The sequence below is a fragment of the Mycobacterium sp. ELW1 genome (genome assembly GCF_008329905.1).
Lineage (GTDB): Bacteria > Actinomycetota > Actinomycetes > Mycobacteriales > Mycobacteriaceae > Mycobacterium.
The window spans coordinates 2,699,849-2,722,505 of record NZ_CP032155.1 but is presented as its reverse complement, the minus strand read 5'-3'; the positions used below and the strand labels follow the sequence as shown (position 1 = coordinate 2,722,505).

The following is a 22,657-nucleotide window of genomic DNA, read 5'->3' as shown; positions in this document are numbered from 1 at the left end:
TTAGCGTCCGGGCCCGTAGAGGCCGAATCGCAGATCGGGGTCACCGGGTATCCAGGTGTTGTGGAACTGTGAGCGGTTCCCCATGTCCACGACTCGGCGCAACAGTGCGTCGCTCAACTGGAGCTGGCCCGGCTCCCACTTGGTCAACGCAGAGGCGATGTCGCCGCCCGCGTCGCGCAGCGCGGCGGCCAGGGCCCAGCAGTCGGCGGCCGCTTTCGCGGTCCCGGCGGCGGCGTGCGGGCGAGACGCGCAAGCGGCATCACCGATCAGCGCCACCCGGCCCTGCGCCATCCTTGACGCCCGGACGTCGGAAAGTACTTGAAGGTAGGGCGTTTCGGTGGCCTGAACCACCTCCGCCACGGCTGGCGCGAACAGTTCGGCTGCGGCCCGGCGCATCTCGTCGATATAGCGGTCCTGCACCAGACCTGGGTGCACCGATACCGAGCCGTGGAATCCACGCTTGTCGATCAGCATCTCGGTCAGGTCGGGTCCGGCCGCGACGTTGCGATACCAGACGTAGTTCATCAATCTGTGTTTGACGTCCAACCCATCCTCGCCAGGTATCGGGTACATGGTGATGTGTGAGTGCGGCACCACGTCGTAAGTGATCGCGTCGTCGAGAACCCGACGGGTTTGAGCGCTCAGCGCCGACCATGGCACGGTGCCTCGCCAACCGATGTAACCGGAGTAACTCAGCGTCGCCTCGGGATCGAAGCGCTCTCGCGCTGTCGAGGTGATTCCATCGGCAAACACCACCAGATCAGCCGAAACCGTTGTGCCACTCACGAATCGGACGGTGGCCTGGTCGTCGTCCTGACTGAATCCACAGGCGTATTCGCCGTAGTGGTAATGCTTTGTGCCGAAGTCGGACAACAGGGCGCGATAGAAGGTACCCCAGGAGGTGTAGGTCCAGCTCGCGTTCTCGCGGTGCGCAATGCCACCGTCGCGTTGGAGGTATTGAATGTAGGAGGTGCGCGTCTGCAGGTCGGCCAGGTTCTGGTGGCTGCGTTCGCTGAACCAGCGCACGGTGTCCGGTTGCAGGACGATCCCGCTGCCGCGGCCGTCCAGCGGTCCCGGGGTGCGTTCGTAGACGTCGACGTGGAAGCCGAGGTCACGCAACAGCAGGGCCGCGGTCAGACCGCCGATGGAGCCGCCGACGACAACCGCTGTCGCGTTGGCGTATTCGTTCATGACTGGCTCTTTTCCGTGCGGTGGACCAAGGTTTCGACGACGGGGTCGGCGGGCATCGGCGCGCCGCGGGTCTCGGCGGCGAACGCCAGACCGACCACGGCCACCAGGCCCAGCGCCGATACCCAGGCGGTGGCTTGGCCCAGGTTGCCGCCGAACCACGACGTAGCGATGACACCGGCACTCAGCGGACCCAGTGCGGTGATGTAGCGACCGACGCTGTTACACACCGCGAGTGCAGTGGCCCGGACACTGGGCGGGAACAGTTCGGGGGCGTAGATGAACGTGCCGGACAGCGCGCCGAAGAGCCCGAACCCCAGGATCGGCATGGCCACCAAGAATTCGGCGTAGCTGCGTTCGAACGGGAACGTCCACGCGATGCCCAGGGCCGACACGAGGAAACTCAGCAGGAAGGTCGTGCGCCGGCCGATCAGGTCGGCGATGAAGCCCCAGGAGGCGTAGCCGGCGACGCCGCCGGCGTTGAACAGCATCGCCGCCACCGCGACGCGGTGATCGGCCAGGGCCGCCGGTAGGTCCGCCGCCGCAGTCAACTGCCGGATGATCTGCGGGTACCAGGTGGACACGCTCCAGAACGCGATCAGCGCGCCGGTGGCGAGGGCGGTGCAGACCAGCATAGGCCGTCGCAGCGGCGGCGCGAACAGCCGCCACAGCACGAACCGGTCGTGAGCGGCACTGGCCCCCTGGGCCTTTCGCCGGCGGCGCGAATCGAGGTGCGCGCTGATCTCGGGTGGTTCGGGCACGAACCGCCGGATGAACCAGACCACGAACGCAGGCAGGCCCGCCAGCATCAGCATGGCCCGCCAGCCCTGGCTGCCCATCAGGGCATAGGCGCCCGCGGCGGCGAAGAAGCCGGCAGCGTAGCCCGCCATCATCACCCCGCCAGCGCGGGCACGGAAGCGGTTGCGCCAGGTTTCGGCGATCAGTGCGGCACCGACGGGGGCTTCGACACCTGACCCGAGACCGGCAATGAACCGCAGGATGCCCAGTTGCCACCAGTTGTCCGCGAACGCCGCCGCGGCGCTGAACACCGCGTAGGTCAGGATGCCGACCGAGAGCACCCGGGTGCGGCCGAAGTAGTCGGCGAGAATTCCGAACAGGATCCCACCGGTCGCCCACCCCGCGAGGAACAGAGCCATCGTCAGCCCGCCGTACATCCCGATCGACGCCCGGGTCGCGTCGATGCCGCTGTTGGGTAGTAGTTCGGTCATGGCCGGCCCCAGCACCAGGACGTAGAGGCTGCCGGCGAAGCCGTCGAGTCCCCATCCCAACGTGGTGCCGGCCAGCACCAGCCACTGGGTACGAGTGATCTCACGACGCCAGCCGGCGCCTGCCCTGGGTGGTCCCTCGGTCTCGATCGTCATCGAATTCCCCTCACTGCGTTGTGGTTTGGTCATGCCCAATCAGTTCAGGCGGTCGGTCTGATGGCCGCCGTACCAGTCGACCGGCTCAGCGGCGGTGCGCACGACGATTGTCTTGACCCACGAGAAGTCGTCGAAGGACTCGACGCCGGCGTCCTTGCCCATGCCGGATTCCTTCACGCCGCCCCACGGCAACGACGGCTCCAGCCGGTGGTGGTCGTTCACCCACACCATTCCGGCGACAACTCGTTCGGCCACTCGATGAGCGCGAGCGACATCGAGCGTCCACACACCGGCGCCGAGGCCGTACCGGTTGTCATTGGCCATCGCGACGGCCTCGGCCTCGTCGTCAAAGGGGATCACCACGGCGACCGGCCCGAAGATCTCCGTGGTCGCAACGGACATGGTCATCGTTGCGTCGGACAGCACGGTCGGCTGCAGGAAGAAACCTGTCTGCAGGTGCTGCGGCAGGTCGGGGACGCCGCCTCCGGCGGCCAGCCGGGCGCCCTCGGCCACGCCGGCCTCGATCATGGTGCGAACCTTGTCGCGCTGCGCCGCACTGATGAGCGGCCCCATCTGGGTGTCAGGCAGGCTCGGATCCCCCACCCGGATCGCCTGTGCGCGGGCGGCCAACGCCTCGACGAAACGTCGGTAGATGGTGCGGTGGACAAGAAAACGCGAACCGGCGACGCAGGACTGGCCCGCGGCGACGAACGCTGCGAAGGCCGCCCCCTCAGCGGCGATGACGGGATCCACGTCGTCGAAGACGATGATCGGGGTCTTGCCGCCGAGTTCGGCTGTGACGCGGGCGAAGCGTGATGCTGTCGCGACCGCAGCGGCACGGCCGGCCTCGGTACCACCGGTCAGTGTGATCTTCGCGATGTCGGGGTGTTGAGTGAGCCGTTCACCCGCTGGCCGCCCGCCGGTGACGACGTTGAGCACTCCGTCGGGAAGCCCAACCTCGGCCAGGATTTCAGCCAATGCCAGTGTGGTGAGCGGTGTCAGTTCCGACGGCTTGACCACGACGGTATTGCCGTTGGCCAGCGCCGCCGACAGGCTGCGGGCCAAGATGAGCATCGGGTGATTGAACGGGGTGATGATTCCGCACACGCCCAACGGAAGCCGCTGCTGATAGGTCAGGTACGGCCCATCGCCGGGTAGCGCGGCGGCACGCTGCGCCGCCAGCAGACCGGCGTTGTAGCGGAACCACTCCGGTACCCGAGACAGTTGAGCGCGGGTTTCGGTGATGGGTCGTCCGTTATTCTGCGCTTCCAGTGTGTACAGCCGCTCACCGGCGGCCTCGATGGCATCAGCCATGCGGAGCAACAACTTTCCGCGCTGAGTGCGTGTCATCTCCGGCCACGGGCCGTCGACGAATGCAGCGCGGGCCCTGGCGACTGCCACATCGACATCGGCGGCCGACGCTTCAGACACGGTGGCGATGACATCCCCGGTCGACGGGTTCACGATGTCGCGAACGAGCGGCGCGACGCCCGCGGGTATGGGGCGCCGGATCGCAGTCGCAGTACTGGCATGGCTCATGAGGTCCTCACATCGGGTCAAGTCCGGTGGTCGGCCATGGGTCGACCGGGTGCATGGAATATGAGTGTCATCACAGACGAGCGGGCGTTCAATGTTCACGCAGACATACTCTTGGCCAATTAGTGTTGGGCTGAACACTGAGTGAGGGAGGATGTTCGGCATGGCCGATGCACCGCAAGCTCGGCGGCCGGGGTTGGAGCTGCTGACCTGGCTCGACGCGCTGGGTGTGCTGAGCGCCGCGGCGGCCACCGACACCGATGTGAACCAGGTCCTCACTCTGGTTGCCGACACAGCCAGGAAGCTGCTGGGATTCGACTTCTGTGGGGTGTTGGTGCCCGACCCGTCACGTCAGCGGTTGCGGATCGCCGGGTGGAGCGGCCTGTCGGACGACTATGTGCACCGGGTCAACTCCGACCACCCGATCCAGTTGGACAGCACCTCGCCGTCGAGCAAGGCGTTTCACACCGGCACCGCCGTGGCAATCCGCGATGTGACCGCGGAGCCGGAATTCGCAGTGTGGGCGGGGATCGCTCGCGAGCAGGGCTACCGGGCCGTGATCGCGGTGCCCTTGATCGCCCACAACGAAGTGCTGGGCACGCTGAACGGCTATTACGCACCGGTTCACACCTTCACCCAGCACGCGGTGCAGCGAATGATGTTGCTGGCCAACCACGCAGCCATCGCTTTGACCTCGGCCAGCCGCCTCGACGAGTTACGTGCTCTCAACCTCTCCTTGCTCGAGCAACGGGACATGTTGCGGCGCTCAGAGCAGATTCATCAACGACTACTGGGCGTCACACTGCGCTCCGGTGGCATCGATGGCATCGCTGCGACGCTGCGCGAATTGCTCGGCCGGCCAGTGCTGATCGACGATGCACGCCATGGGGTGCTCGCCGGAGACGGCGCGCAGTTCCCGGACGCGGCCTGGCGGGACGCGGCGGATCACGACGACGCCGGTTCGACACCGGTCCCCGTCCGGACTGACGACGCGGCAGCACGGTGGTTCGTCAGCGCCGTTCGGCTGGGCAGCGAGATCGTCGCGCGAATCTGGTTTCCCGCCAACGATTCTCCCCTCACTGCCATCGACGCGCGGGCGGTCGAGCACGGTTGCCTTGTGGTGGCACTGGAGTTCCTTCGTGCGCGGACGGCCGACGAGGTCGAACACCGGCTGCGCGGCGAATTGCTGGCGGACTTGCTGGCCAGCCGGACGGCACCGCCCGAAGACCTTCTGCTGCGGGCGAACCGCCTCGGCCACGACCTCACGCTGCCGCACACGGCAATGGTCGCCGCACTGACGGGACCGAATGGGCAGTCCGAGCCGCGCTTGTATGAGCGCGCGCTGTCACATGTCGCCAAATTCGCTGCCGGTCACCATCCCCGGCCATTGGTCGCCATGCACGCAGGACACATCGTCGTGTTGTGGCCTCCGGTCGCGACGGCCGATGAAACCCCGGTGGCGACGGCGGTGCACCGAGCTCTGCAAATCGCCGTCCCGGGCGCCGAAGCCACCGTTGCAGTGTCTTCCGAGCACCGTCCGACCTACCGCGAGTCCTACCGCATCGCCAAGGGCACCCTGGAGATCGCGCTCCGAGACGGGCGCATCGGCACGGTCCTCACCGTCGCAGACCTCGGGATCGTCGGATTGCTTCTGCAGATCGACGACTCAGCCACGCTGCGGGAGTTCGCGTTGCGGACCCTCGGGCCGATCGTCGACTACGACGCCGCCCACCGCACCGAACTCGTGGCGACGCTGCGCGCCTATCTCGCCTGCCGGCGGGACCGAACCGCCACCGCCGCAGCCCTGGTCATCCACCCCAACACCGTGGCCCAGCGGTTACGCCGGATCGAGAAGCTGTGCCGCTATGACCTCGATGACCCCGCGGCGATGATGCACTACACCGCGGCGATCACCGTCCACGACCTAGCCGGAGCGCCCTGAGAGCTGCGCACGCTGGACACGCGCGCTCTGATACAGGCAAATAGCCGCAGCGGCAGCGACATTCAGACTCTCCGCGCCGCCGCTCATCGGGATTGTCACCCGGTGGTCGGCCAGCGCGGCAACGTCCGCGGACAGACCCTGCGCCTCGGGGCCGAACACCCAGGCCGTCGGCGCGGCCAGGACCGGGTCGGCGTCGTCCAGGCTCATCTCACCATCCAGCGTCGTCGCCAGCACCTTCAGGTCCGCGCCGCGCAACCGGCCGAAGACGTCCTCAGCATCATCGGCGACCACCACCGGCACCGCGAAGATGCTGCCCGCCGAAGACCGTAAGACCTTGCCGTTATAGGGATCCACACTGTGCCCGGCGAACACCACCGCCGCGGCTCCCATCGCGTCGGCCAACCGGATCAGGGTCCCGGCATTACCCGGTTCCGACAGTTCGACCGCCACCACCACCAACTGTGGCCGTCCGGCCAGCACGGCATCGATATCGTCGTCGGGCGTCGTACACACCGCGACCAACCCCGAGGGCGTCACCGTTTCCGACAACGCCTTGGCCGCACGCTCGGTCACCCGGTGGACAACCAACCCGGTGAGCAGCTGGGCATGGCGCTGCGCCGCCGCTTCGGTGGCGAACACCTCGATCACCAGTCCACGGCGGCCCGCGGCCTCGACCAGGTTGGGCCCCTCGGCCAAAAAGCGCCCAGCACGACGACGCCCGGTGTGGCGCTGCAGTTTTACTGCAGCTGCCACCCGGGCGGATCGTTCAGTGAGTGCCTCTGACTCCGAAATGTCAGGCGGCTTCACCGGAGGGAGCGTTGACGTCCTCCGGCAGCGCGCCCTTGGCGACCTCGACCAGCGCGGCGAACGCAGCGGGGTCACTGACGGCGATCTCGGCGAGGTTCTTGCGATCGACCTCGACACCGGCGGCCTTCAGGCCCTGGATCAACCGGTTATAGGTGATGTCGTTGGCGCGGGCAGCCGCGTTGATGCGGGAGATCCACAGCTTGCGGAACTCACCCTTGCGGGCACGACGGTCCCGGTAGGCGTAGGTCAGCGAATGCAGCTGCTGCTCTTTGGCTTTGCGGTAGAGCCGCGAACGCTGGCCGCGGTAGCCCTTCGACGCCTTGAGTACTGTGCGCCGCTTCTTCTGGGCATTGAGTGCGCGCTTCACGCGTGCCATTGGGGTGTTCCTATTCTCGTTCGGTCAGAAAGTTGAGGGTTACGGCGCTTAGCCGTTCAGCATCGCGTTGACGCGCTTGGCGTCGTTGGGTGCCACGACGGTGCGACCGTCCAGGCGACGGGTGCGCTTGGTGGCCTTGTGCTCGAGCAGGTGGCGACGGTTCGCCTTCTGCCGCACGATCTTCCCGGTGCCGGTCTTGCGGAAGCGCTTCGATGCTCCGCTGTGAGTCTTGGCCTTGGGCATTGGTCCTCAGTTCTACGTGGTCTCTGGGTTTTCGGTGGGTTGCGCCTCGGCCGGGCGCCCCGCGGGGGCGTCGGCGTCGTGCGCCGCCTTGGCGCGAGTCTTCGCGCCGCGGTGCGGTGCCAGCACCATCGTCATGTTGCGTCCGTCCTGCTTGGCGGAGGTCTCGATGAAGCCGTAATCGGCGACATCGGCGCCCAGCCGCTGCAGGAGTCGGAACCCGAGTTCCGGTCGCGACTGCTCGCGGCCGCGGAACATGATCGTGACCTTGACCTTGGACCCCGCCTCGAGGAAGCGGATCACGTGACCCTTTTTGGTCTCGTAGTCATGCGGGTCGATCTTGGGCCGGAGCTTCTGCTCCTTGACGACGGTCTGCTGCTGGTTCTTGCGGGACTCGCGCGCCTTCTGGGCTGTCTCGTACTTGAACTTGCCGTAGTCCATGATCTTGCAAACCGGCGGCTTGGCGTCGGGGGCTACTTCGACGAGGTCAAGATCGGCATCCGCGGCGACGCGAAGAGCATCTTCGATGCGCACGATGCCTACCTGCTCCCCGCCGGGTCCGATCAGTCGGACTTCAGGTACGCGGATGCGCTCGTTGACACGGGTCTCAGTGCTGATGGGGCCTCCCTGGTTCGGTTTCCTCTTCGGACCACCGCGGAGTCACAAGGGAACAGCCGGGGAGAAACCACGCCATCAGCGAGAAGGCCCTGCATGAAGCAGGGCCCAGTGCCGACCGATCACGGCTGACGCCGCCTGCGAAACCGCAGAACAGATACCATTGCGGTACCTGCGACCGGACCGTTGTACCTGCGGAAACATCCGTGGCGAACGGTGGGAGTGGGACTCCACTTGCTGTCCCTGGCGTAAGCCGGGACGGTCGTGCATGCCAGTCTAGCAGGCATGACGGACCCAACCACACCACCAGCTGACGCGAGCGACCCGCGGGCACGCGACCTGGCCGACATCCCCGCCGTGGAAGTCATCACCCGCGCCGCGGTGATGCTGATGAGCGCGGCGGCGGAGAAAATCGGGCTTTCCTCCCCTGATCCCGACAGCAGCGAACACCGCGACCTCGACGAGGCCCGCCGGCTGATCACCGCGCTGGCCGGCTTGGTGACCGCCTCGGCGGAGTATCTCGGCCCGCATGCAGGCCCGGTCCGAGACGGACTGAAGAGTCTGCAGCTGGCTTTCCGGGAAGCCAGCGTTGCTCCCGATGAACCTGGCCACGGCCCGGGCGAGAAATACACCGGCCCCGTCTGGTAGCACACCACAGACAATTCGAATGTCGAAGTAATATCCTCGGCGGCACTATGACCGTCACCACGAGCCGGCCAACTTCACGGTTCCGCTGGGTGCCCGCGGCGGCCGGCTGGATCATCGGCGTGATCGCGACGCTGTCGCTGCTGTCGAGCGTCTCGACGATATTGCGGCACACCATCCGGATACCGCGGGAGTTCATCAACAGCTATCTGTTCAACTTCCCCGACACCAGCTTCGCGTGGGCGTTCGTCCTTGCTCTGCTGGCCGCCGCGCTCGCGGCGCGCAAACGGATCGCCTGGTGGATTCTCGTCTTCTACATGGTGGCCGCGTCGGTGTGGAACATCACCGACCTGCTGACCGGCGACGAGACCGCAGCTGTGGACGCCGGCGAAGTGATCGGCCTGACGTTCCACATCGCCGCGGCCATCGCACTGGTGCTCGCCTACAAGGAGTTCTGGGCACGGGTCCGCCGCGGGGCCCTGGTCAAGGCCGCCGCAACGCTGGTAGCCGGCTTGGCCGTCGGCACCGCGATCGGCTGGGCCCTGCTCGAGTTCTTCCCCGGCACCCTGGCCCGCGAAGATCGATTCCTGTACGCACTCAACCGGGTCGGCGCGTTCGCCGGTGCCGGCTCCGAATCCTTCACCGGTCATCCGCACACCTTCGTCAACGCACTGCTCGGCCTGTTCGGCGCCATGGCGCTGATGGTGGCCGCGATCGTGCTGTTCCAATCCCAGCGCGCCGAGAACGCGTTGACCGGAGAGGACGAATCCGCCATCCGCGGACTGCTGCAGGTGTACGGCAAGAACGATTCGCTCGGCTATTTCGCCACCCGTCGGGACAAGTCCGTGGTGTTCGCCGCCAACGGGCGCGCCGCGATCACCTATCGCGTCGAGGTCGGGGTCTGCCTGGCCAGCGGGGACCCGATCGGCGACCCGCGCGCCTGGCCGCAGGCCATCGCGGCGTGGCTGTCGCTGTGCCAGGAGTACGGCTGGGCACCCGGGGTGATGGGCGCGAGTTCCACCGGCGCCCAAGCGTTCCGCGAGGCCGGTCTCAACGCCCTCCAACTCGGCGACGAGGCGATCCTGTATCCCGACCAGTTCCACCTGTCCGGGTCCGACATGCGCGCCGTGCGCCAGGCCGTCACCCGCGCCCGTCGCGCAGGCCTCACAGTCCGGTTCCGGCGGCACCGCGACTTTTCGCCGGCGGAGATGGCCGCCGTGATCAGCCGGGCCGACAGCTGGCGCGACACCGAAACCGAACGCGGCTTCTCGATGGCACTGGGGCGGCTCGGTGACCTCGCCGACGGCGACTGCTTGTTGGTGGAGGCGGTGCAGGGCGCGAGCGGCGAGGGGCAGGAGGGAGGCGAGGTCGTCGCGATGCTCTCGTTGGTGCCGTGGGGCACCAACGGGCTGTCGCTGGACCTGATGCGCCGTTCGCCGAAGTCCCCCAACGGAACCATCGAGTTGATGGTCACCGAACTGCTGCAGAACGCCGAAGAACTTGGCGTCAGCCGCGTCTCGCTGAACTTCGCGATGTTCCGCGCCGCCTTCGAGCAGGGCGCCCAACTCGGCGCCGGCCCCGTCGCGCGGCTGTGGCGCGCCGTGCTGGTGTTCTTCTCGAAGTGGTGGCAGTTGGAGACCCTGTACCGCTCCAACATGAAGTACCAACCGCAGTGGGTCCCGCGTTACGCCTGCTACGAGGACGCGCGACTGGTGCCGCGGGTCGGTGTCGCATCCGTCATCGCCGAGGGCTTCCTGGTGCTGCCGTTCTCCCGGCGCACCAAACAGCACACCGGCCATTACTCGGCGGTCCCCGAGGACCTGGCCGCATCGGGACGGCTGCACGCCGACGGCACGGCGCCCGATGCGGTCGACGAACCCGCCGACGACCCCGAGACCCGGCAACGCGAACGCCTCCCGGACCAGGTTCGTGTTCGGATGGCAAAGCTGAAAACGCTGCAGCGCAACGGAATCGACGCATACCCGGTGGGCACCCCGCCCACCCACACCATCGCCCAGGCGCTGGGCGCCGCCGACGACGTCACCCTCAGCGTCGCGGGCCGGATCCTGCGTGCCCGTGACTACGGCGGCGTCGTGTTCGCCCAGCTACGCGACTGGTCCGGCGACGTGCAGCTGCTGTTGGACAAGGCGACGCTCGACGGCGCCGCCGAAGACTTCGCCGCCGTCGACCTCGGTGATCTCGTCGAGGTCACCGGGCACATGGGGTACAGCAAGAACGGCACCCGATCGGTGCTGGTCCAGCAGTGGCGCATGCTCGGAAAGTGCCTGCGCCCCTTGCCGGACAAGTGGAAGGGCCTGCAGGATCCCGAGGCCCGGGTCCGCGCACGCTACGTCGACCTCGCCATCAACGCCGAAGCCCGAGACCTGATCCGGGCGCGCAGCAACGTCCTGCACTCGATCCGGGACACCTTGTTCAACAAGGGCTTTCTCGAAGTCGAGACGCCGATCCTGCAACAGATCCACGGCGGAGCCAACGCCCGGCCGTTCAAAACCCACATCAACGCCTACGACCTTGACCTTTATCTGCGCATCGCACCTGAGCTATACCTCAAGCGGTTGTGCGTCGGCGGCGTCGAGCGGGTCTTCGAGTTGGGCCGGGCGTTCCGCAACGAGGGCGTCGATTTCAGCCACAACCCGGAGTTCACCCTGCTCGAGGCCTACCAGGCGCACGCCGACTACCGGGTGTGGATCGACGGCTGCCGCGAATTGATCCAGAACGCGGCAATCGCGGCCAACGGGTCCGCAGTGGTGATGCGCCCCAGGCCGGACCGCCCCGACCAGCTCGAACCGATCGACATCTCCGGCGTATGGACGGTCAAGACCGTGCACGACGCCGTCTCCGAAGCCCTCGGCGAAGAGATCGACGCCCACACCGATCTGGCCGTGCTGCGCCGGTTGTGCCATGCCGCGCGGATTCCCTACCTGACCCATTGGGACTGCGGTGCGGTGGTGCTCGAACTGTACGAGCGGCTGGTGGAGGAACACACCGAAGCACCGACGTTCTACACCGACTTTCCGACCTCGGTGTCGCCGCTGACCCGTCCACATCGCAGCAAGCCAGGGGTCGCCGAGCGTTGGGATCTGGTGGCGTGGGGCGTCGAGCTGGGCACCGCCTACAGCGAGCTGACCGATCCGGTCGAGCAGCGACGCCGGCTGCAGGAACAGTCGCTGCTGGCCGCCGGTGGCGATGCCGAGGCGATGGAGCTCGACGAGGACTTCCTGCAGGCAATGGAATACGCGATGCCGCCGACCGGCGGCCTCGGCGTCGGCGTCGACCGGGTGGTCATGCTGATCACCGGCCGCAGCATCCGGGAAACGCTCCCCTTCCCGCTTGCCAAACCCCGGTAGCTCGCCGAAGGAACTTCACAGCCACCAGCCAGGAAACGTCGTCACCATGAGAACGTGACCACGGCTGATCACCAACACATTTCGTTGATGCACGGATGGTTGCCTCTCACGGTGCAGATCGTGGCCGGCCTGGTTCTGGCGTTCGCTGTGGGCTGGCGCACCCGGCGCTGGCGGCTGCTGTGGCTGCCGCTGGCCGCAATCATCGGTATCGCCGCCGCCTGGTTCACCCAATGGAGCATCGCCGATGACGGCCTGGCCGGCGACCCCGCCCCGCAGCAGCTGTGGGTGTGGATCGCCGCAACGGGCCTGGCCGCGGTGGTCGCGGTCGTCGGCTGGCGGGGCACGCGCTGGTGGCGTCGGGGCATGTCGGTGCTGGCGATACCGCTGTGCGGGCTGGCAACGGCGTTGATGCTGAACCTCTGGGTGGGCTACTTCCCGACCGTGCAGACCGCCTGGAATCAAGTCACCGCAGGCCCGTTACCCGACCAGACCGACCGCGCCACGGTCACCGCGATGGTGCAGCAACACGCCATCCCGGCCAAAGGAACGGTCGTCAAGGTCACGATCCCTTCGGACGCATCGCATTTCGCGCATCGCGACGAACTCGTCTATCTGCCGCCGGCGTACTACGCCACCAACCCGCCGCCGAAGCTGCCGGCGGTGATGATGATCGGCGGAGAATTCAACACCCCCGCTGACTGGCTACGCGCCGGCAATGCGATCAAGACGATCGACGACTTCGCGTCCGCACATCACGGCAACGCCCCGGTGTTCGTGTTCGTCGACTCCGGCGGGGCGTTCAACAATGACACCGAATGCGTGAACGGCCCGCGCGGCAATGCCGCCGATCATCTGACCAAAGACGTTGTGCCGTTCATGCTTTCGAATTTCGGTGTGAGTGCCAACCGTGCGAACTGGGGCCTGGTCGGCTGGTCGATGGGTGGCACCTGCGCCGTCGACCTGACCACGATGCATCCGGATATGTTCAGCACGTTTGAGGACATCGCGGGCGACCTGACCCCGAACTCCGGCAATAAGACCCAGACGATCTCTCGACTGTTCGGGGGCGACGCCGCCGCTTACGCCAACTTCGATCCGGCCACCGTCATCACCAGACATGGCCCCTATCAAGGCGTATCGGGGTGGTTCGCCATCTCAGGTGCGCCATCCGCGCAGCGCGCGACCCCCACCACCATCGAGACCGGCGCGAGCGGCCTGGGTGGACGCGACGCCAACCCCAATCCCAACGACCAGACCGGCGCGGCGAACACGCTGTGCGGATTGGGCACCGCGAACGGTATCAACTGCTCGGTGGTGGCTCAGCCCGGCAAGCACGATTGGCCCTTCGCCGCGCGCGCCTTCGCCGACGCACTGCCCTGGCTGGCCGGTCAGATCGGGACACCCGGCATCCCGGCGGTCGCTCTGCCAGGCCCGCCGGTGCCGCCACCGGGACCGGTCACGATCGCTGCCGCCGGGAGGCCGCCGGGAGTACGGTGATCGTCATGCCCGACGAATCCGTTGTCGAACCACCGTTGGACTCCGGCTACAACGAATCCGGGGTGCCCACCTTCGAATCGGTGCAGGAGAAGATCGAGACGCGGTACGGAACTGCGCTCGGCTCAGCCGAATTGGATGCCGAGACACCGGAGGGCCGCACCGTCGAGGAACAGTACGACGCCCGTCAGCGGGCGGCGGCCGAGCGGCTGGAAGAGATCCGCGCGTCCATGCACAAGCCGGATCAATCCTGACCGGCAAAATCGTCGCGATCACCGGCGCCAGCAGCGGGATCGGTGCCGCGACGGCGCGACTACTGGCTCAGCAGGGTGCGACCGTGGTTCTCGGTGCGCGCCGCGAGGATCGGCTGCGCGGCCTGGCCGACGAGATCCGCGAGGCCGGCGGCACAGCGCTGACCGTTCCGACCGACGTGACGCAACAGGCCGATGCCGAACGGTTGGTCTCGGCGGCCGTCGACGAGTACGGCCGTCTCGATGTGTTCGTCGGCAATGCCGGCATCGCGCGAATCGGGCCTACCGCTGACCTCGACGTCGACGGCTGGGACGCGATGATCGACGTGAACCTGCGCGGGGTCCTGCACGGCATCGCCGCCGCGCTGCCGGTCTTCCGACGGCAAGGCTACGGCGATTTCGTCACGGTCGTGTCGACCGCCGGGCTGAAGATCGTGCCGGGTATGGGCGTTTACGCCGCGACGAAGAACGCCGTGCGCACCCTGCTGGAGGCGTTGCGTCAGGAATCCACCGACGGCGTCATCCGCACCACGTCGATCTCCCCGGGGTACGTCAACACCGAACTGGACTCGTCGATCGAGGATCCCGAGGCGCGGCGGCAGGCCCGTGCGGCGATGGAGAGTTTCGGTCTGCCGCCCGAGGCGGTCGCCCGGGCGATCGCGTTCGCGATCGATCAGCCGCGTGATGTCGAGATCGGCGACATCACGATCCGCCCGACGGTCCAGGACTAGCGGCCCGGGCCTCCGCGCCGCTCTCCTGAACCTCGGCGTCGAACTGCGGTGCGGTGCGACCGACATAACTGCCGGAATTTCCGTCGGTGTTGGCCCGGGAACCGGCGACCCCCGCGTCGGCGGTGATGTCCGATTCCGACTTCTGCTGACGCGCGGCGTGCTGGTCCCTGGCCTTGCCGACCAGACGACCCCACGTGCCCTTCACGTCGTCGACGAAGTTCATCAGTTACCCACGCGGCGCGCGAGCGTGCTTCCGAGCCCGGCGAGAACCTGGCCGGGACGCTGCTGCTCGCCCTGCTGCGCACCAAGAACCACGATGGCGCCGGTGAGGATCGGCAGCGCCCACTGCGTATAGCGGAGCTGCCGTTGAGCTCCGGCCACATCGTCGGGGGTCGACGACGACGGATCGGTGGCGCCCTCGACGGGATGGCCGTCGCCCTGTGCGGCTTTGGCACCGAGCATCCCGCTGTAGGCGGTGACAGCGAGAGCGGCACCGGTCAGCACGATCTTGGCCACGGTGTTGCTGGTGACTCCGGATTGATGCTTGGCACGGTCCCGGTTGGCGTAGAGGATGGCACCGCCGCCGATCACGTGCGCTCCGATCGCGATCGCGTTGACGGGAGCCCACTTTCCCCATCCGACGCCGGCCACGCGGGCGCGGTCGCGAGGATCACGCACAGCTGCTGCCGCACCGTTGACGCCGACCGCCCCCATCAGTGAGCCACCGAACCACGCAGCGGCGCCGAGGTCATGGAGCGAACGGACAAGAGTATTGCGCGACGACATAAGGGTCCTTGACGATTATCGGCGAACCCAATCGCGCGCAACCCTGCGGTGCAGGGAGCGCGGTGAGGCGCACCGGCGGTGGTGAGCGAGTGCCCACCCAGTGGTGCGGATACACCATCTGGAGCGCGCTAAACGCTTTCCACTCTGACGGTTTCCGGGTGCCCGCTTACCCGCCGTGACCCTGCCGTGGCTCAGGCGCTGACCTTGCGCCGCCGGGTTGTCCGCTTGGGTGCCGGTGCCGCGGGCAGCACGTCGGCGAGGAACTTGCCGGTGTAGCTGCTCGGCACCGCCGCCACGTCTTCCGGAGTGCCCTGCGCGACGACGGTGCCGCCGCCCGAACCACCCTCGGGACCCATGTCGATGATCCAGTCCGAGGTCTTGATGACGTCGAGGTTGTGTTCGATGACGATCACCGAATTACCTTTGTCGACAAGGCCGTTGATGACCTTCAGCAGCTTGCGGATGTCCTCGAAGTGCAGACCGGTGGTCGGCTCGTCCAGGATGTAGACGGTGCGGCCGGTCGAGCGCTTCTGCAGTTCGGCGGCGAGCTTGACGCGCTGCGCCTCACCGCCGGACAACGTCGGGGCCGGCTGACCCAATCGGACATAGCCCAGCCCCACGTCGACCAGTGTGCGCAGATAGCGGTGAATGCTGCTGATCGGCTCGAAGAACTCCGCGGCGTCCTCGATGGACATGTCGAGCACCTCGGAGATGGTCTTGCCCTTGTAGTGCACCTCGAGGGTCTCGCGGTTGTAGCGGGCGCCGTGGCACACCTCGCACGGAACGTAGACGTCAGGCAGGAAGTTCATCTCGATCTTGATGGTGCCGTCGCCCGAACATGCTTCGCAGCGGCCACCTTTGACGTTGAACGAGAACCGGCCGGGCTGATAGCCGCGAACCTTCGCCTCGGTGGTGGCGGCGAACAACGTGCGGATCTTGTCGAACACGCCGGTGTAGGTGGCCGGATTGGACCGCGGGGTGCGCCCGATCGGCGACTGGTCGACCCGGACCAACTTGTCGAGGTGTTCCAGACCGTTGATCCGGGTGTGGCGGCCCGGGACCTGGCGGGCCCCGTTGAGCTTGTTGGCCAGCACGGTGGCCAGGATGTCGTTGACCAGGGTCGACTTTCCGGAGCCGGACACGCCCGTCACCGAGGTGAGCACCCCGAGGGGGAACGCGACGTCGATGTCGTGCAGGTTGTGCTCCCGCGCGCCGATGACGGTGATCTGCTTGCGGCGGTCCACCGGGCGGCGGATCGCCGGTACGTCGATGCTCTGCTTGCCCGACAGGTAGGCACCGGTGATCGAGTTGGGGTTGCGCAGCAGATCGGCATACGTGCCGCTGTGCACCACCTGGCCGCCGTGCTCACCGGCTGCCGGCCCGATGTCGACCACCCAGTCGGAGTGCGCGATGGTGTCTTCGTCGTGTTCGACGACGATCAGTGTGTTGCCCAGATCCCTTAGCCGCGTAAGGGTTTCGATGAGTCGACGATTGTCACGCTGATGCAGTCCGATCGACGGCTCGTCGAGCACGTAGAGCACGCCGACCAGACCCGACCCGATCTGGGTGGCCAGCCGGATGCGCTGGGCCTCACCACCGGACAGCGTGCCTGCCGCGCGGGACAGCGACAGATAGTCCAGCCCGACGTCGAGCAAAAAGCCCAGCCGCGACTGCACCTCCTTGAGCACCTGGCCGGCGATGGCGGATTCACGGGCGCCCAGGGTGAGGGCGTTGAGGAACTCCGAGCAATCCGAGATGGACAGCTCGGACACTTCGGCGATCGACTTCGCGCCGTACTCCCCCGCGGCCAGCGTGACCGCGAGGATCTCCGGCTTCAGCCGGGTGCCCTGGCACTCCGGGCACGGCACGTCGCGCATGAACCCGTCGTAGCGCTCTTTCATCTGCTCGGATTCGGTCTGCTCCATGCGCCGGTGCAGAAACGCCATCACGCCTTCGAATTCGGCGTAGTACGACCGGGTCCGTCCGTACCGGTTCTTGTAGCGCACGTGGACCTGCTCGTCGCAGCCTTCCAGAATTGCCTTGCGCGCCTTGGCCGGAAGCTTGCGCCACGGGGTGTTGACGTCGAATCCCATCGACTCACCCAGGCCGGCCATCATCCGGGTGAAGTACTCGGCGGTGTGGCCCATCGCCCACGGGGCGACCGCGCCGTCGGCGAGCGTCAGATCCGGGTCGGGAACCACCAGCTCGGGGTCGACTTCCTTGCGGATGCCGAGGCCGCTGCATTCCGGGCAGGCGCCGTAGGGCGAGTTGAACGAGAACGACCGCGGTTCCAGGTCGTCGACGGCCAGCGGATGTCCGTTGGGGCAGGCCAGCTTCTCGGAGAACCGCTGCTCGCGGTGTGGGTGGTCGTCCTCGCGGTCGACGAACTCCAGCACGACGATGCCGTCGGCCAGATTCAGCGCCGTCTCGACCGAGTCGGTGAGGCGTTGCTTCGCGCTGGTCTTGACGGTGAGCCGGTCGATCACGACCTCGATATCGTGCTTTTCCTGCTTCTTCAGCTTCGGCGGATCGGTCAGAGAATGCACGACTCCGTCGACCCGGACCCGGCTGTAGCCCTGGCTGTTGAGCTTGTCGAAGAGGTCGACGAATTCACCCTTGCGGGTGCGCACCACCGGCGCCAGCACCTGGAACCGCAGACCTTCGTCCATGGCGAGCACCTGGTCGACGATCTGCTGCGGGGTCTGCCGCGCGATGCGCTCACCGCACACCGGGCAGTGCGGGGTACCCGCTCGGGCGTACAGCAGCCGCAGGTAGTCGTAGACCTCGGTGATGGTGCCGACCGTGGAGCGCGGGTTGCGGTTGGTGGACTTCTGGTCGATCGACACCGCCGGGGAGAGCCCCTCGATGAAGTCGACGTCCGGCTTGTCCATCTGACCGAGGAATTGGCGCGCATAGGCCGACAGCGATTCGACGTAGCGGCGCTGCCCCTCGGCGAAGATGGTGTCGAACGCCAACGAGGACTTGCCCGATCCGGACAGCCCTGTGAAGACGATCAGACTGTCGCGGGGCAAGTCCAGGTCGATGCCGCGCAAGTTGTGCTCACGCGCCCCCTTGACGATCAGCCGGTCAGCCACCAGCCCCCCTTCCTGCGGGTTTGTGGGCACGAAGGCGCCGTCGAGAGGACAGTCCATCTCGAACGCGGCGCATTGAACCCCATGCTATGTCGACCCACCGACAAGTAACGTGGCGACCATGACAGTCGTCGCCGACACCTACACCGGACACGTCGAACCGCAGACCGCTGCCCGCAGGACCGTGCCCGGCGCCACCATCGTGAAGATGTCAGTGGGCCCGATGGACAACAACACCTACGTGGTGACCTGTTCCCAATCCGGCGAGAGTTTATTGGTCGACGCAGCCAACGACGCGGCGCTGCTCGTCGACCTGGTACGGGAACATGCGCCGAAGTTGGCGCTCATCGTGACGAGCCACCAGCATTTCGATCACTGGCAGGCGCTCGAAGCGCTGGCCGAGGCGACTGGCGTTCCGACCGCGGCCCACGAACTCGACGCCGAGCCGCTGCCGGTGACGCCGCAGCGCTACCTGGCCGACGGCGACACGATCAGCGTGGGCGATCTCGTCTTCGATGTGATCCATCTGCGCGGGCATACGCCCGGCTCGGTGGCGCTGGCATTGCGGCCGGCCGGCGAACGGACCGCCACCCACCTGTTCACCGGGGACTGCCTCTTCCCTGGCGGCGTCGGCAAGACGTGGGAGCCCGGCGCGTTCGAGCAACTACTCGGCGACGTGAACAGCAAGCTGTTCGACCGGTACGGCGACGACACGGTCGTCTACCCCGGGCACGGCGACGACACCACGCTGGGCGCCGAGCGTCCGCACCTCGCCGAGTGGCGCGAGCGCGGCTGGTGAATGGTGGCGCCTCCAACCTGCTGGTATCCATGACCCAGCGGGTCTGAGGATGGACTCAATATTTCGTGGGCGATGACTCTGGGCTCTATCACTTCACTTTCTGCGAGCGTGGAAAGGTCGGATTCGATCGAACCGGCACCCTGGACGACGCTTTGTACTGGTTTTCCCAGGGCGAAGTTTCCAGCCTGGGGAGAAAGCTTGTGGGCGACCGCGCACAGCGGTTTCACTATGAATACGAGATGCTCAGCCGCCGCGATCCCCGCTGGGCCAAACGACGCGTGCGCGAACTGGCTGCCATGTTCCCCGACGGCCAACTCCAAGACACAGCCTTACTTCCCGATATCGGTGAAGTCTTGTGAGAGCCGGCCTCGGCCGAGCCATTTAGTCGCCGCGCCACCACGCGTCAGGGGCAGGTCGCAACGACCTCGAACGGCTTGCTGACCTGCTTGCCGGCCGAGTCCGATCCGCTGGCGGTGCCCTTGATGGTGTAGGTGTTGCCGTCTTTGGTGGCGGTGGCGGTATCTCCGGGCACCCCGTCGGTGAAGTTCAGCACCACCCCATTGACGTCTCCGAGTCCGACGGCGCGGACCTTGGATGCGTCCTGCTCGAGACCGACGATCACCCCGGTGATCACCTCTCCGATGGCGATCGAGAACTTGCCGTCCGTGGTCGCGCAGACCACCGGACCGTCGATCTGCTTGGCCTGACCGTCGATCGTGACCTTGGCGCCCGTCCCGGCGGCCGCTGCACTCGTCGTCGTTGCCGCCGCCGATGTCGTGGTTGCGGCCGTCGACGTCGTCTTGGCGTCGCTCGAGCTGTCATCCTTCGAACAACCGACTCCGCCGACCATCAAAATGCTCACTGCCCCAACAACACTCAGCAATCGAACCGTCATCGTCATCTCCTCGACTTGCCCGGCGACCTACGGCCGAGCGTAGACCCCCGGGACCGACCAGAGGATGATTCGGCAATCTCCGAGGCAACCGGTTGGCAAAATCCCGACTCGAGCGCGAATACCACTCGACGACATCCGGGACGATGCCCCCTACGCAGCGACTTCGTCCGGTAGCGTATGCACCGCTTTGCCCTGCCAACACGCCATAAATCACGGAGGCATCGATGACCCAGCAACCACCCGGCTACCCACCCGCGGCTCCTCAGCCGAAGAACAACTTGGCACTCGCCATCCTGGCGACGATTTTCTGCTTCCCGATCACCGGCATCGTCGCGATCGTGAAAGCCGCTCAGGTGAACGGACTCTGGGTGCAGGGTCAGTACGCCGAAGCTCAGGCGTCGGCCTCTGCCGCCAAGAAGTGGGTGATCTGGAGCGTTGTCATCTGGTTCGCGATCATCGTCATCTACGGCATTCTCTTCGCCACCGGTGTGATGAACATGGACGTCGACACCACCACGTCGTGACATCGACAGAGGTTGGGCAGGCGGCCGACGGCCGCCTCGCTCGCCTCGCCCCGCCGCTGGTCGTGGGTGCACTCGCGGCGGGTGCTTGCGCTGCCGTGTGGATCGGTGACCCAACCACGCCCGGCGGCTTTCTTCCGGTCTGCCCGACGAAAGCCCTTCTGGGCGTTGACTGTCCGGGCTGCGGCACCCTTCGCATGATCTATTCGCTGCTGCACGGCGACCTGCTGGCGGCCATCCGGTTCAACGCGCTGGCGTTGGTGGCGCTCGGCTTTCTTGCTGTCGCGTACGGAACGTGGACCTCCGGTCGGGTCACCGGCCGTCAGCTAGCCGGATGGCAGCATCATCGATGGGCCCCGTTCATCACGCTCGGGCTGGTGTCGGTCTGGTTCGTCGTACGCAACCTGCCCTTCGCACCGTTCACCGCACTGCGTGTCTGACTCTCAGAGCCAGCCGCGCCGTTTGAAGATGACGTAGAGAAGCCCCGACAGCAGGACGATGATCGCCGCGCTGGACACCAAACCGACGACGCTTTGAAAGCCCGGATAGGGGACGTTCTGTCCGTACCATCCGGTGACCGCGGTGGGCACCGCAATGATCGCCGCCCAGCCGGTGAGCTTCTTCATGATCGTGTTGAGTCGCGCGTCCTGCAGCGACAGATTCGTCTCGAACACCGTTGTGATCATGTCGCGCAACGACTCCGTCCACTCCGCCGCGCGAATGACGTGGTCGTAGAGATCGGAATACCAGCTGTCGAGTGCGACGGTGTCGGCGTGCTCTGCGCGGCGGCGCATGATCGTGTTGATGACCTCGCGCATGGGCAGCACGACCCGGCGCAACTCCACGAGTTCCTTGCGGAGCCGGTAGGTGGAGCGCTGGATCGTGCGGGTGACCGCCCGGTCGTCGAACAATCCGTCCTCGAGCGCTTCGATGGCGTCATCGAGCTGCTGGATGGTGTCGAACTGGCCGTCGACGATCACATCGAGCAAGCCGTGCAGCAACGCCGGCGGACCCATCTTCAGCAGATCGGCGTTCTCATCCCACCGCCGGACCACCTCGTCGATGTCGAAAACCGGCTTCTGCGGGTCTAATTCGTGGCGCACGGTGACAATGCCCGCCGGCAACACGAAGATGGACACCCTCGTCAGCATCAGACGCGACTCGAGATCGTTGGCCAGTGGCGGGGCCAACGCAGTCGCGTACACCGTCAGAAACGTATGCGTCGCATACCGAGTCGCCTTCGTGCGTTCGGCGTGCGCGACGGTGTCCTCGATCGCGTGCTGATCGAAGCCGAGCTCCTCGGCAAGCTCACACAACACGTCGTGATCCGGATTGCACATGTCCACCCAGACCAGCGCGTTGCGCTCAGCGAGGTGCTCTGAGGTCTCCTGCAGCGGGAAATCTTCCGCCTTCAGTGCGCCATCGACCCACAGACGGGTTCGGCAGTAGGTCATCAGACCAGTCTGCGGTAGCCCCGAGCGGGCCGGCTATCCGGTGGTGTGAACGATCAGCACGTCGCACTTGGACCGGCGCGCCACGTTGGCCGGCACCGAGCCCAGCAGGCGGCCGGCGATCGTGCTCAAGCCGACGTTGCCGACGATCAGGAGATCGGCGCTGGCCTCTTCGGCCAGTTCCACCAGCGCGTCAACCGGAGCGCCGACGACGGCGCGCTCTTCGACCTCGGCGGCACCTGCGGCCTTCGCGCGGTCACGTGCCTCACGCAGGATCGCGTAGATGGGGGCATTGCCCGCCATCTTGTAGCCCTCGTCCTTCAGCAGGTCGGCTGCGCGGGTGTCCTCATTCGCCGGGAAATAGGCGGTCGCCACGATCACTTTGGAGCCAGGTTCGGAGGCGAGGTAGCCCGCCCGGTCGACTGCACGCAGCGATGAATCCGAGCCGTCCGTGCCGACGACCACGGTCTTGTAACCGCCCATTCGTACCCTCCAGTCTCCAATTTCAACGCCACCCGGAACACTATCGCTCCTGAAC

23 protein-coding genes are annotated in these 22,657 nt (G+C 66.5%); 10 read left to right on the top strand and 13 right to left on the bottom strand.

Annotation, left to right across the window (positions count from 1 at the left end; genetic code table 11):
* The 3 genes from D3H54_RS12670 to D3H54_RS12660 are packed head-to-tail and all read right to left on the bottom strand — an operon-like array spanning window position 1 to window position 4,109.
* Window positions 1-1,191, bottom strand: a complete 1,191-nt coding sequence (locus D3H54_RS12670) for an FAD binding domain-containing protein (protein WP_149379333.1) — start codon at window positions 1,189-1,191, stop codon at window positions 1-3.
* The gene (locus tag D3H54_RS12665) at window positions 1,188-2,570 is read right to left on the bottom strand and encodes an MFS transporter (RefSeq protein ID WP_149379332.1); all 1,383 of its coding nucleotides are present in this window, start codon (window positions 2,568-2,570) and stop codon (window positions 1,188-1,190) included. The genes D3H54_RS12670 and D3H54_RS12665 overlap by 4 nt, the downstream gene beginning before the upstream one ends.
* A 39-nt stretch (window positions 2,571-2,609) precedes the next feature.
* On the bottom strand, window positions 2,610-4,109 hold the full coding sequence (locus tag D3H54_RS12660) for an aldehyde dehydrogenase family protein (RefSeq protein WP_149379331.1): 1,500 nt from the start codon (window positions 4,107-4,109) through the stop codon (window positions 2,610-2,612).
* A 160-nt stretch (window positions 4,110-4,269) separates the two neighbouring features.
* Here D3H54_RS12660 and D3H54_RS12655 point away from each other — a divergent pair, with 160 nt between their 5' ends.
* Window positions 4,270-6,048, top strand: a complete 1,779-nt coding sequence (locus D3H54_RS12655; RefSeq protein WP_210419684.1) for a helix-turn-helix domain-containing protein — start codon at window positions 4,270-4,272, stop codon at window positions 6,046-6,048.
* On the opposite strand, the gene D3H54_RS12650 is transcribed toward D3H54_RS12655, so the two are convergent.
* Genes D3H54_RS12650 through infC form a run of 4 tightly spaced genes read right to left on the bottom strand, consistent with a single transcriptional unit; the run spans window position 6,031 to window position 8,089 of the window.
* Window positions 6,031-6,840 (bottom strand): TrmH family RNA methyltransferase, encoded by an 810-nt coding sequence (locus D3H54_RS12650; RefSeq protein WP_149383503.1) that lies wholly within the window; start codon window positions 6,838-6,840, stop codon window positions 6,031-6,033. The two genes, D3H54_RS12655 and D3H54_RS12650, sit on opposite strands and share 18 nt — an antisense overlap.
* Before the next feature lies 1 nt (window position 6,841).
* Window positions 6,842-7,231: a 50S ribosomal protein L20 gene (gene rplT, locus D3H54_RS12645; RefSeq protein WP_149379330.1), complete on the bottom strand. Its 390-nt coding sequence runs from the start codon at window positions 7,229-7,231 to the stop codon at window positions 6,842-6,844.
* A 48-nt stretch (window positions 7,232-7,279) separates the two neighbouring features.
* Complete coding sequence (gene rpmI, locus D3H54_RS12640; protein WP_083122487.1) at window positions 7,280-7,474, bottom strand: 50S ribosomal protein L35; 195 nt, start codon at window positions 7,472-7,474, stop codon at window positions 7,280-7,282.
* Window positions 7,475-7,486: 12 nt separating this feature from the next.
* A complete protein-coding gene (gene infC, locus D3H54_RS12635; RefSeq protein ID WP_149379329.1) occupies window positions 7,487-8,089 on the bottom strand; it encodes a translation initiation factor IF-3 in 603 nt (200 codons plus the stop codon).
* 282 nt (window positions 8,090-8,371) lie between these two features.
* Between infC and D3H54_RS12630 the strand changes: the two genes are divergently transcribed.
* From D3H54_RS12630 to D3H54_RS12610, 5 genes are all read left to right on the top strand, one after another.
* Entirely contained in the window at window positions 8,372-8,734 is a 363-nt protein-coding gene (locus D3H54_RS12630) for a DUF1844 domain-containing protein (RefSeq protein ID WP_149379328.1), read from the top strand.
* A gap of 47 nt (window positions 8,735-8,781) precedes the next feature.
* The gene (gene lysX / locus D3H54_RS12625; protein WP_149379327.1) at window positions 8,782-12,099 is read left to right on the top strand and encodes a bifunctional lysylphosphatidylglycerol synthetase/lysine--tRNA ligase LysX; all 3,318 of its coding nucleotides are present in this window, start codon (window positions 8,782-8,784) and stop codon (window positions 12,097-12,099) included.
* An 87-nt stretch (window positions 12,100-12,186) separates the two neighbouring features.
* Window positions 12,187-13,596: an alpha/beta hydrolase gene (locus D3H54_RS12620; protein ID WP_149383502.1), complete on the top strand. Its 1,410-nt coding sequence runs from the start codon at window positions 12,187-12,189 to the stop codon at window positions 13,594-13,596.
* A gap of 5 nt (window positions 13,597-13,601) precedes the next feature.
* Window positions 13,602-13,847 carry a PspA/IM30 family protein gene (locus D3H54_RS12615; RefSeq protein WP_149379326.1) on the top strand — a complete coding sequence of 82 codons (246 nt, stop codon included), beginning with the start codon at window positions 13,602-13,604 and terminating at the stop codon, window positions 13,845-13,847.
* A complete protein-coding gene (locus D3H54_RS12610) occupies window positions 13,841-14,575 on the top strand; it encodes an SDR family oxidoreductase (protein ID WP_149383501.1) in 735 nt (244 codons plus the stop codon). The genes D3H54_RS12615 and D3H54_RS12610 overlap by 7 nt, the downstream gene beginning before the upstream one ends.
* Here D3H54_RS12610 and D3H54_RS12605 read toward each other — a convergent pair.
* The 3 genes from D3H54_RS12605 to uvrA all read right to left on the bottom strand — a co-directional run bounded on the left by D3H54_RS12605 (window position 14,547) and on the right by uvrA (window position 18,456).
* On the bottom strand, window positions 14,547-14,798 hold the full coding sequence (locus tag D3H54_RS12605) for a hypothetical protein (RefSeq protein ID WP_286199221.1): 252 nt from the start codon (window positions 14,796-14,798) through the stop codon (window positions 14,547-14,549). The two genes, D3H54_RS12610 and D3H54_RS12605, sit on opposite strands and share 29 nt — an antisense overlap.
* Window positions 14,798-15,361, bottom strand: a complete 564-nt coding sequence (locus D3H54_RS12600; protein ID WP_149379325.1) for a hypothetical protein — start codon at window positions 15,359-15,361, stop codon at window positions 14,798-14,800. Before D3H54_RS12600 ends, D3H54_RS12605 begins: the two co-directional genes overlap by 1 nt.
* Before the next feature lie 191 nt (window positions 15,362-15,552).
* The gene (gene uvrA, locus D3H54_RS12595; RefSeq protein WP_149379324.1) at window positions 15,553-18,456 is read right to left on the bottom strand and encodes an excinuclease ABC subunit UvrA; all 2,904 of its coding nucleotides are present in this window, start codon (window positions 18,454-18,456) and stop codon (window positions 15,553-15,555) included.
* A 118-nt stretch (window positions 18,457-18,574) separates the two neighbouring features.
* Between uvrA and D3H54_RS12590 the strand changes: the two genes are divergently transcribed.
* The gene (locus D3H54_RS12590) at window positions 18,575-19,252 is read left to right on the top strand and encodes an MBL fold metallo-hydrolase (protein WP_149379323.1); all 678 of its coding nucleotides are present in this window, start codon (window positions 18,575-18,577) and stop codon (window positions 19,250-19,252) included.
* 65 nt (window positions 19,253-19,317) lie between these two features.
* Window positions 19,318-19,611 carry an Imm63 family immunity protein gene (locus tag D3H54_RS12585; RefSeq protein ID WP_149379322.1) on the top strand — a complete coding sequence of 98 codons (294 nt, stop codon included), beginning with the start codon at window positions 19,318-19,320 and terminating at the stop codon, window positions 19,609-19,611.
* A 44-nt stretch (window positions 19,612-19,655) separates the two neighbouring features.
* Here D3H54_RS12585 and D3H54_RS12580 read toward each other — a convergent pair whose 3' ends face one another.
* The gene (locus D3H54_RS12580; RefSeq protein ID WP_149379321.1) at window positions 19,656-20,147 is read right to left on the bottom strand and encodes a lipoprotein LpqH; all 492 of its coding nucleotides are present in this window, start codon (window positions 20,145-20,147) and stop codon (window positions 19,656-19,658) included.
* A 209-nt stretch (window positions 20,148-20,356) separates the two neighbouring features.
* Between D3H54_RS12580 and D3H54_RS12575 the strand changes: the two genes are divergently transcribed.
* Window positions 20,357-20,671, top strand: coding sequence for a CD225/dispanin family protein (locus D3H54_RS12575; protein WP_432246587.1), 315 nt, complete (start codon window positions 20,357-20,359; stop codon window positions 20,669-20,671).
* Window positions 20,668-21,108: a DUF2752 domain-containing protein gene (locus D3H54_RS12570; RefSeq protein WP_210419683.1), complete on the top strand. Its 441-nt coding sequence runs from the start codon at window positions 20,668-20,670 to the stop codon at window positions 21,106-21,108. Before D3H54_RS12575 ends, D3H54_RS12570 begins: the two co-directional genes overlap by 4 nt.
* A 3-nt stretch (window positions 21,109-21,111) precedes the next feature.
* Here the strand turns inward: D3H54_RS12570 and D3H54_RS12565 are convergent, their stop codons facing one another.
* Together D3H54_RS12565 and D3H54_RS12560 are read right to left on the bottom strand one after the other, a co-directional pair.
* Entirely contained in the window at window positions 21,112-22,122 is a 1,011-nt protein-coding gene (locus D3H54_RS12565; RefSeq protein WP_149379319.1) for a magnesium transporter CorA family protein, read from the bottom strand.
* Window positions 22,123-22,155: 33 nt separating this feature from the next.
* The gene (locus D3H54_RS12560) at window positions 22,156-22,602 is read right to left on the bottom strand and encodes a universal stress protein (protein WP_149379318.1); all 447 of its coding nucleotides are present in this window, start codon (window positions 22,600-22,602) and stop codon (window positions 22,156-22,158) included.
* Window positions 22,603-22,657 lie beyond the last annotated feature (55 nt).

Excerpts from the sequence above, each read along its gene's own strand:
- rplT (WP_149379330.1), bottom strand. The coding sequence starts at position 7,231 with ATGGCACGCGTGAAGCGCGCACTCAATGCCCAGAAGAAGCGGCGCACA.
- D3H54_RS12630 (WP_149379328.1), top strand. The coding sequence starts at position 8,372 with ATGACGGACCCAACCACACCACCAGCTGACGCGAGCGACCCGCGGGCA.
- D3H54_RS12560 (WP_149379318.1), bottom strand. The coding sequence starts at position 22,602 with ATGGGCGGTTACAAGACCGTGGTCGTCGGCACGGACGGCTCGGATTCA.
- D3H54_RS12655 (WP_210419684.1), top strand. The coding sequence starts at position 4,270 with ATGGCCGATGCACCGCAAGCTCGGCGGCCGGGGTTGGAGCTGCTGACC.
- D3H54_RS12670 (WP_149379333.1), bottom strand. The coding sequence starts at position 1,191 with ATGAACGAATACGCCAACGCGACAGCGGTTGTCGTCGGCGGCTCCATC.
- D3H54_RS12565 (WP_149379319.1), bottom strand. The coding sequence starts at position 22,122 with ATGACCTACTGCCGAACCCGTCTGTGGGTCGATGGCGCACTGAAGGCG.
- D3H54_RS12590 (WP_149379323.1), top strand. The coding sequence starts at position 18,575 with ATGACAGTCGTCGCCGACACCTACACCGGACACGTCGAACCGCAGACC.
- D3H54_RS12665 (WP_149379332.1), bottom strand. The coding sequence starts at position 2,570 with ATGACGATCGAGACCGAGGGACCACCCAGGGCAGGCGCCGGCTGGCGT.
- D3H54_RS12580 (WP_149379321.1), bottom strand. The coding sequence starts at position 20,147 with ATGACGGTTCGATTGCTGAGTGTTGTTGGGGCAGTGAGCATTTTGATG.
- D3H54_RS12615 (WP_149379326.1), top strand. The coding sequence starts at position 13,602 with ATGCCCGACGAATCCGTTGTCGAACCACCGTTGGACTCCGGCTACAAC.
- rpmI (WP_083122487.1), bottom strand. The coding sequence starts at position 7,474 with ATGCCCAAGGCCAAGACTCACAGCGGAGCATCGAAGCGCTTCCGCAAG.
- D3H54_RS12605 (WP_286199221.1), bottom strand. The coding sequence starts at position 14,798 with ATGAACTTCGTCGACGACGTGAAGGGCACGTGGGGTCGTCTGGTCGGC.
- D3H54_RS12620 (WP_149383502.1), top strand. The coding sequence starts at position 12,187 with ATGCACGGATGGTTGCCTCTCACGGTGCAGATCGTGGCCGGCCTGGTT.
- D3H54_RS12600 (WP_149379325.1), bottom strand. The coding sequence starts at position 15,361 with ATGTCGTCGCGCAATACTCTTGTCCGTTCGCTCCATGACCTCGGCGCC.
- D3H54_RS12660 (WP_149379331.1), bottom strand. The coding sequence starts at position 4,109 with ATGAGCCATGCCAGTACTGCGACTGCGATCCGGCGCCCCATACCCGCG.
- lysX (WP_149379327.1), top strand. The coding sequence starts at position 8,782 with ATGACCGTCACCACGAGCCGGCCAACTTCACGGTTCCGCTGGGTGCCC.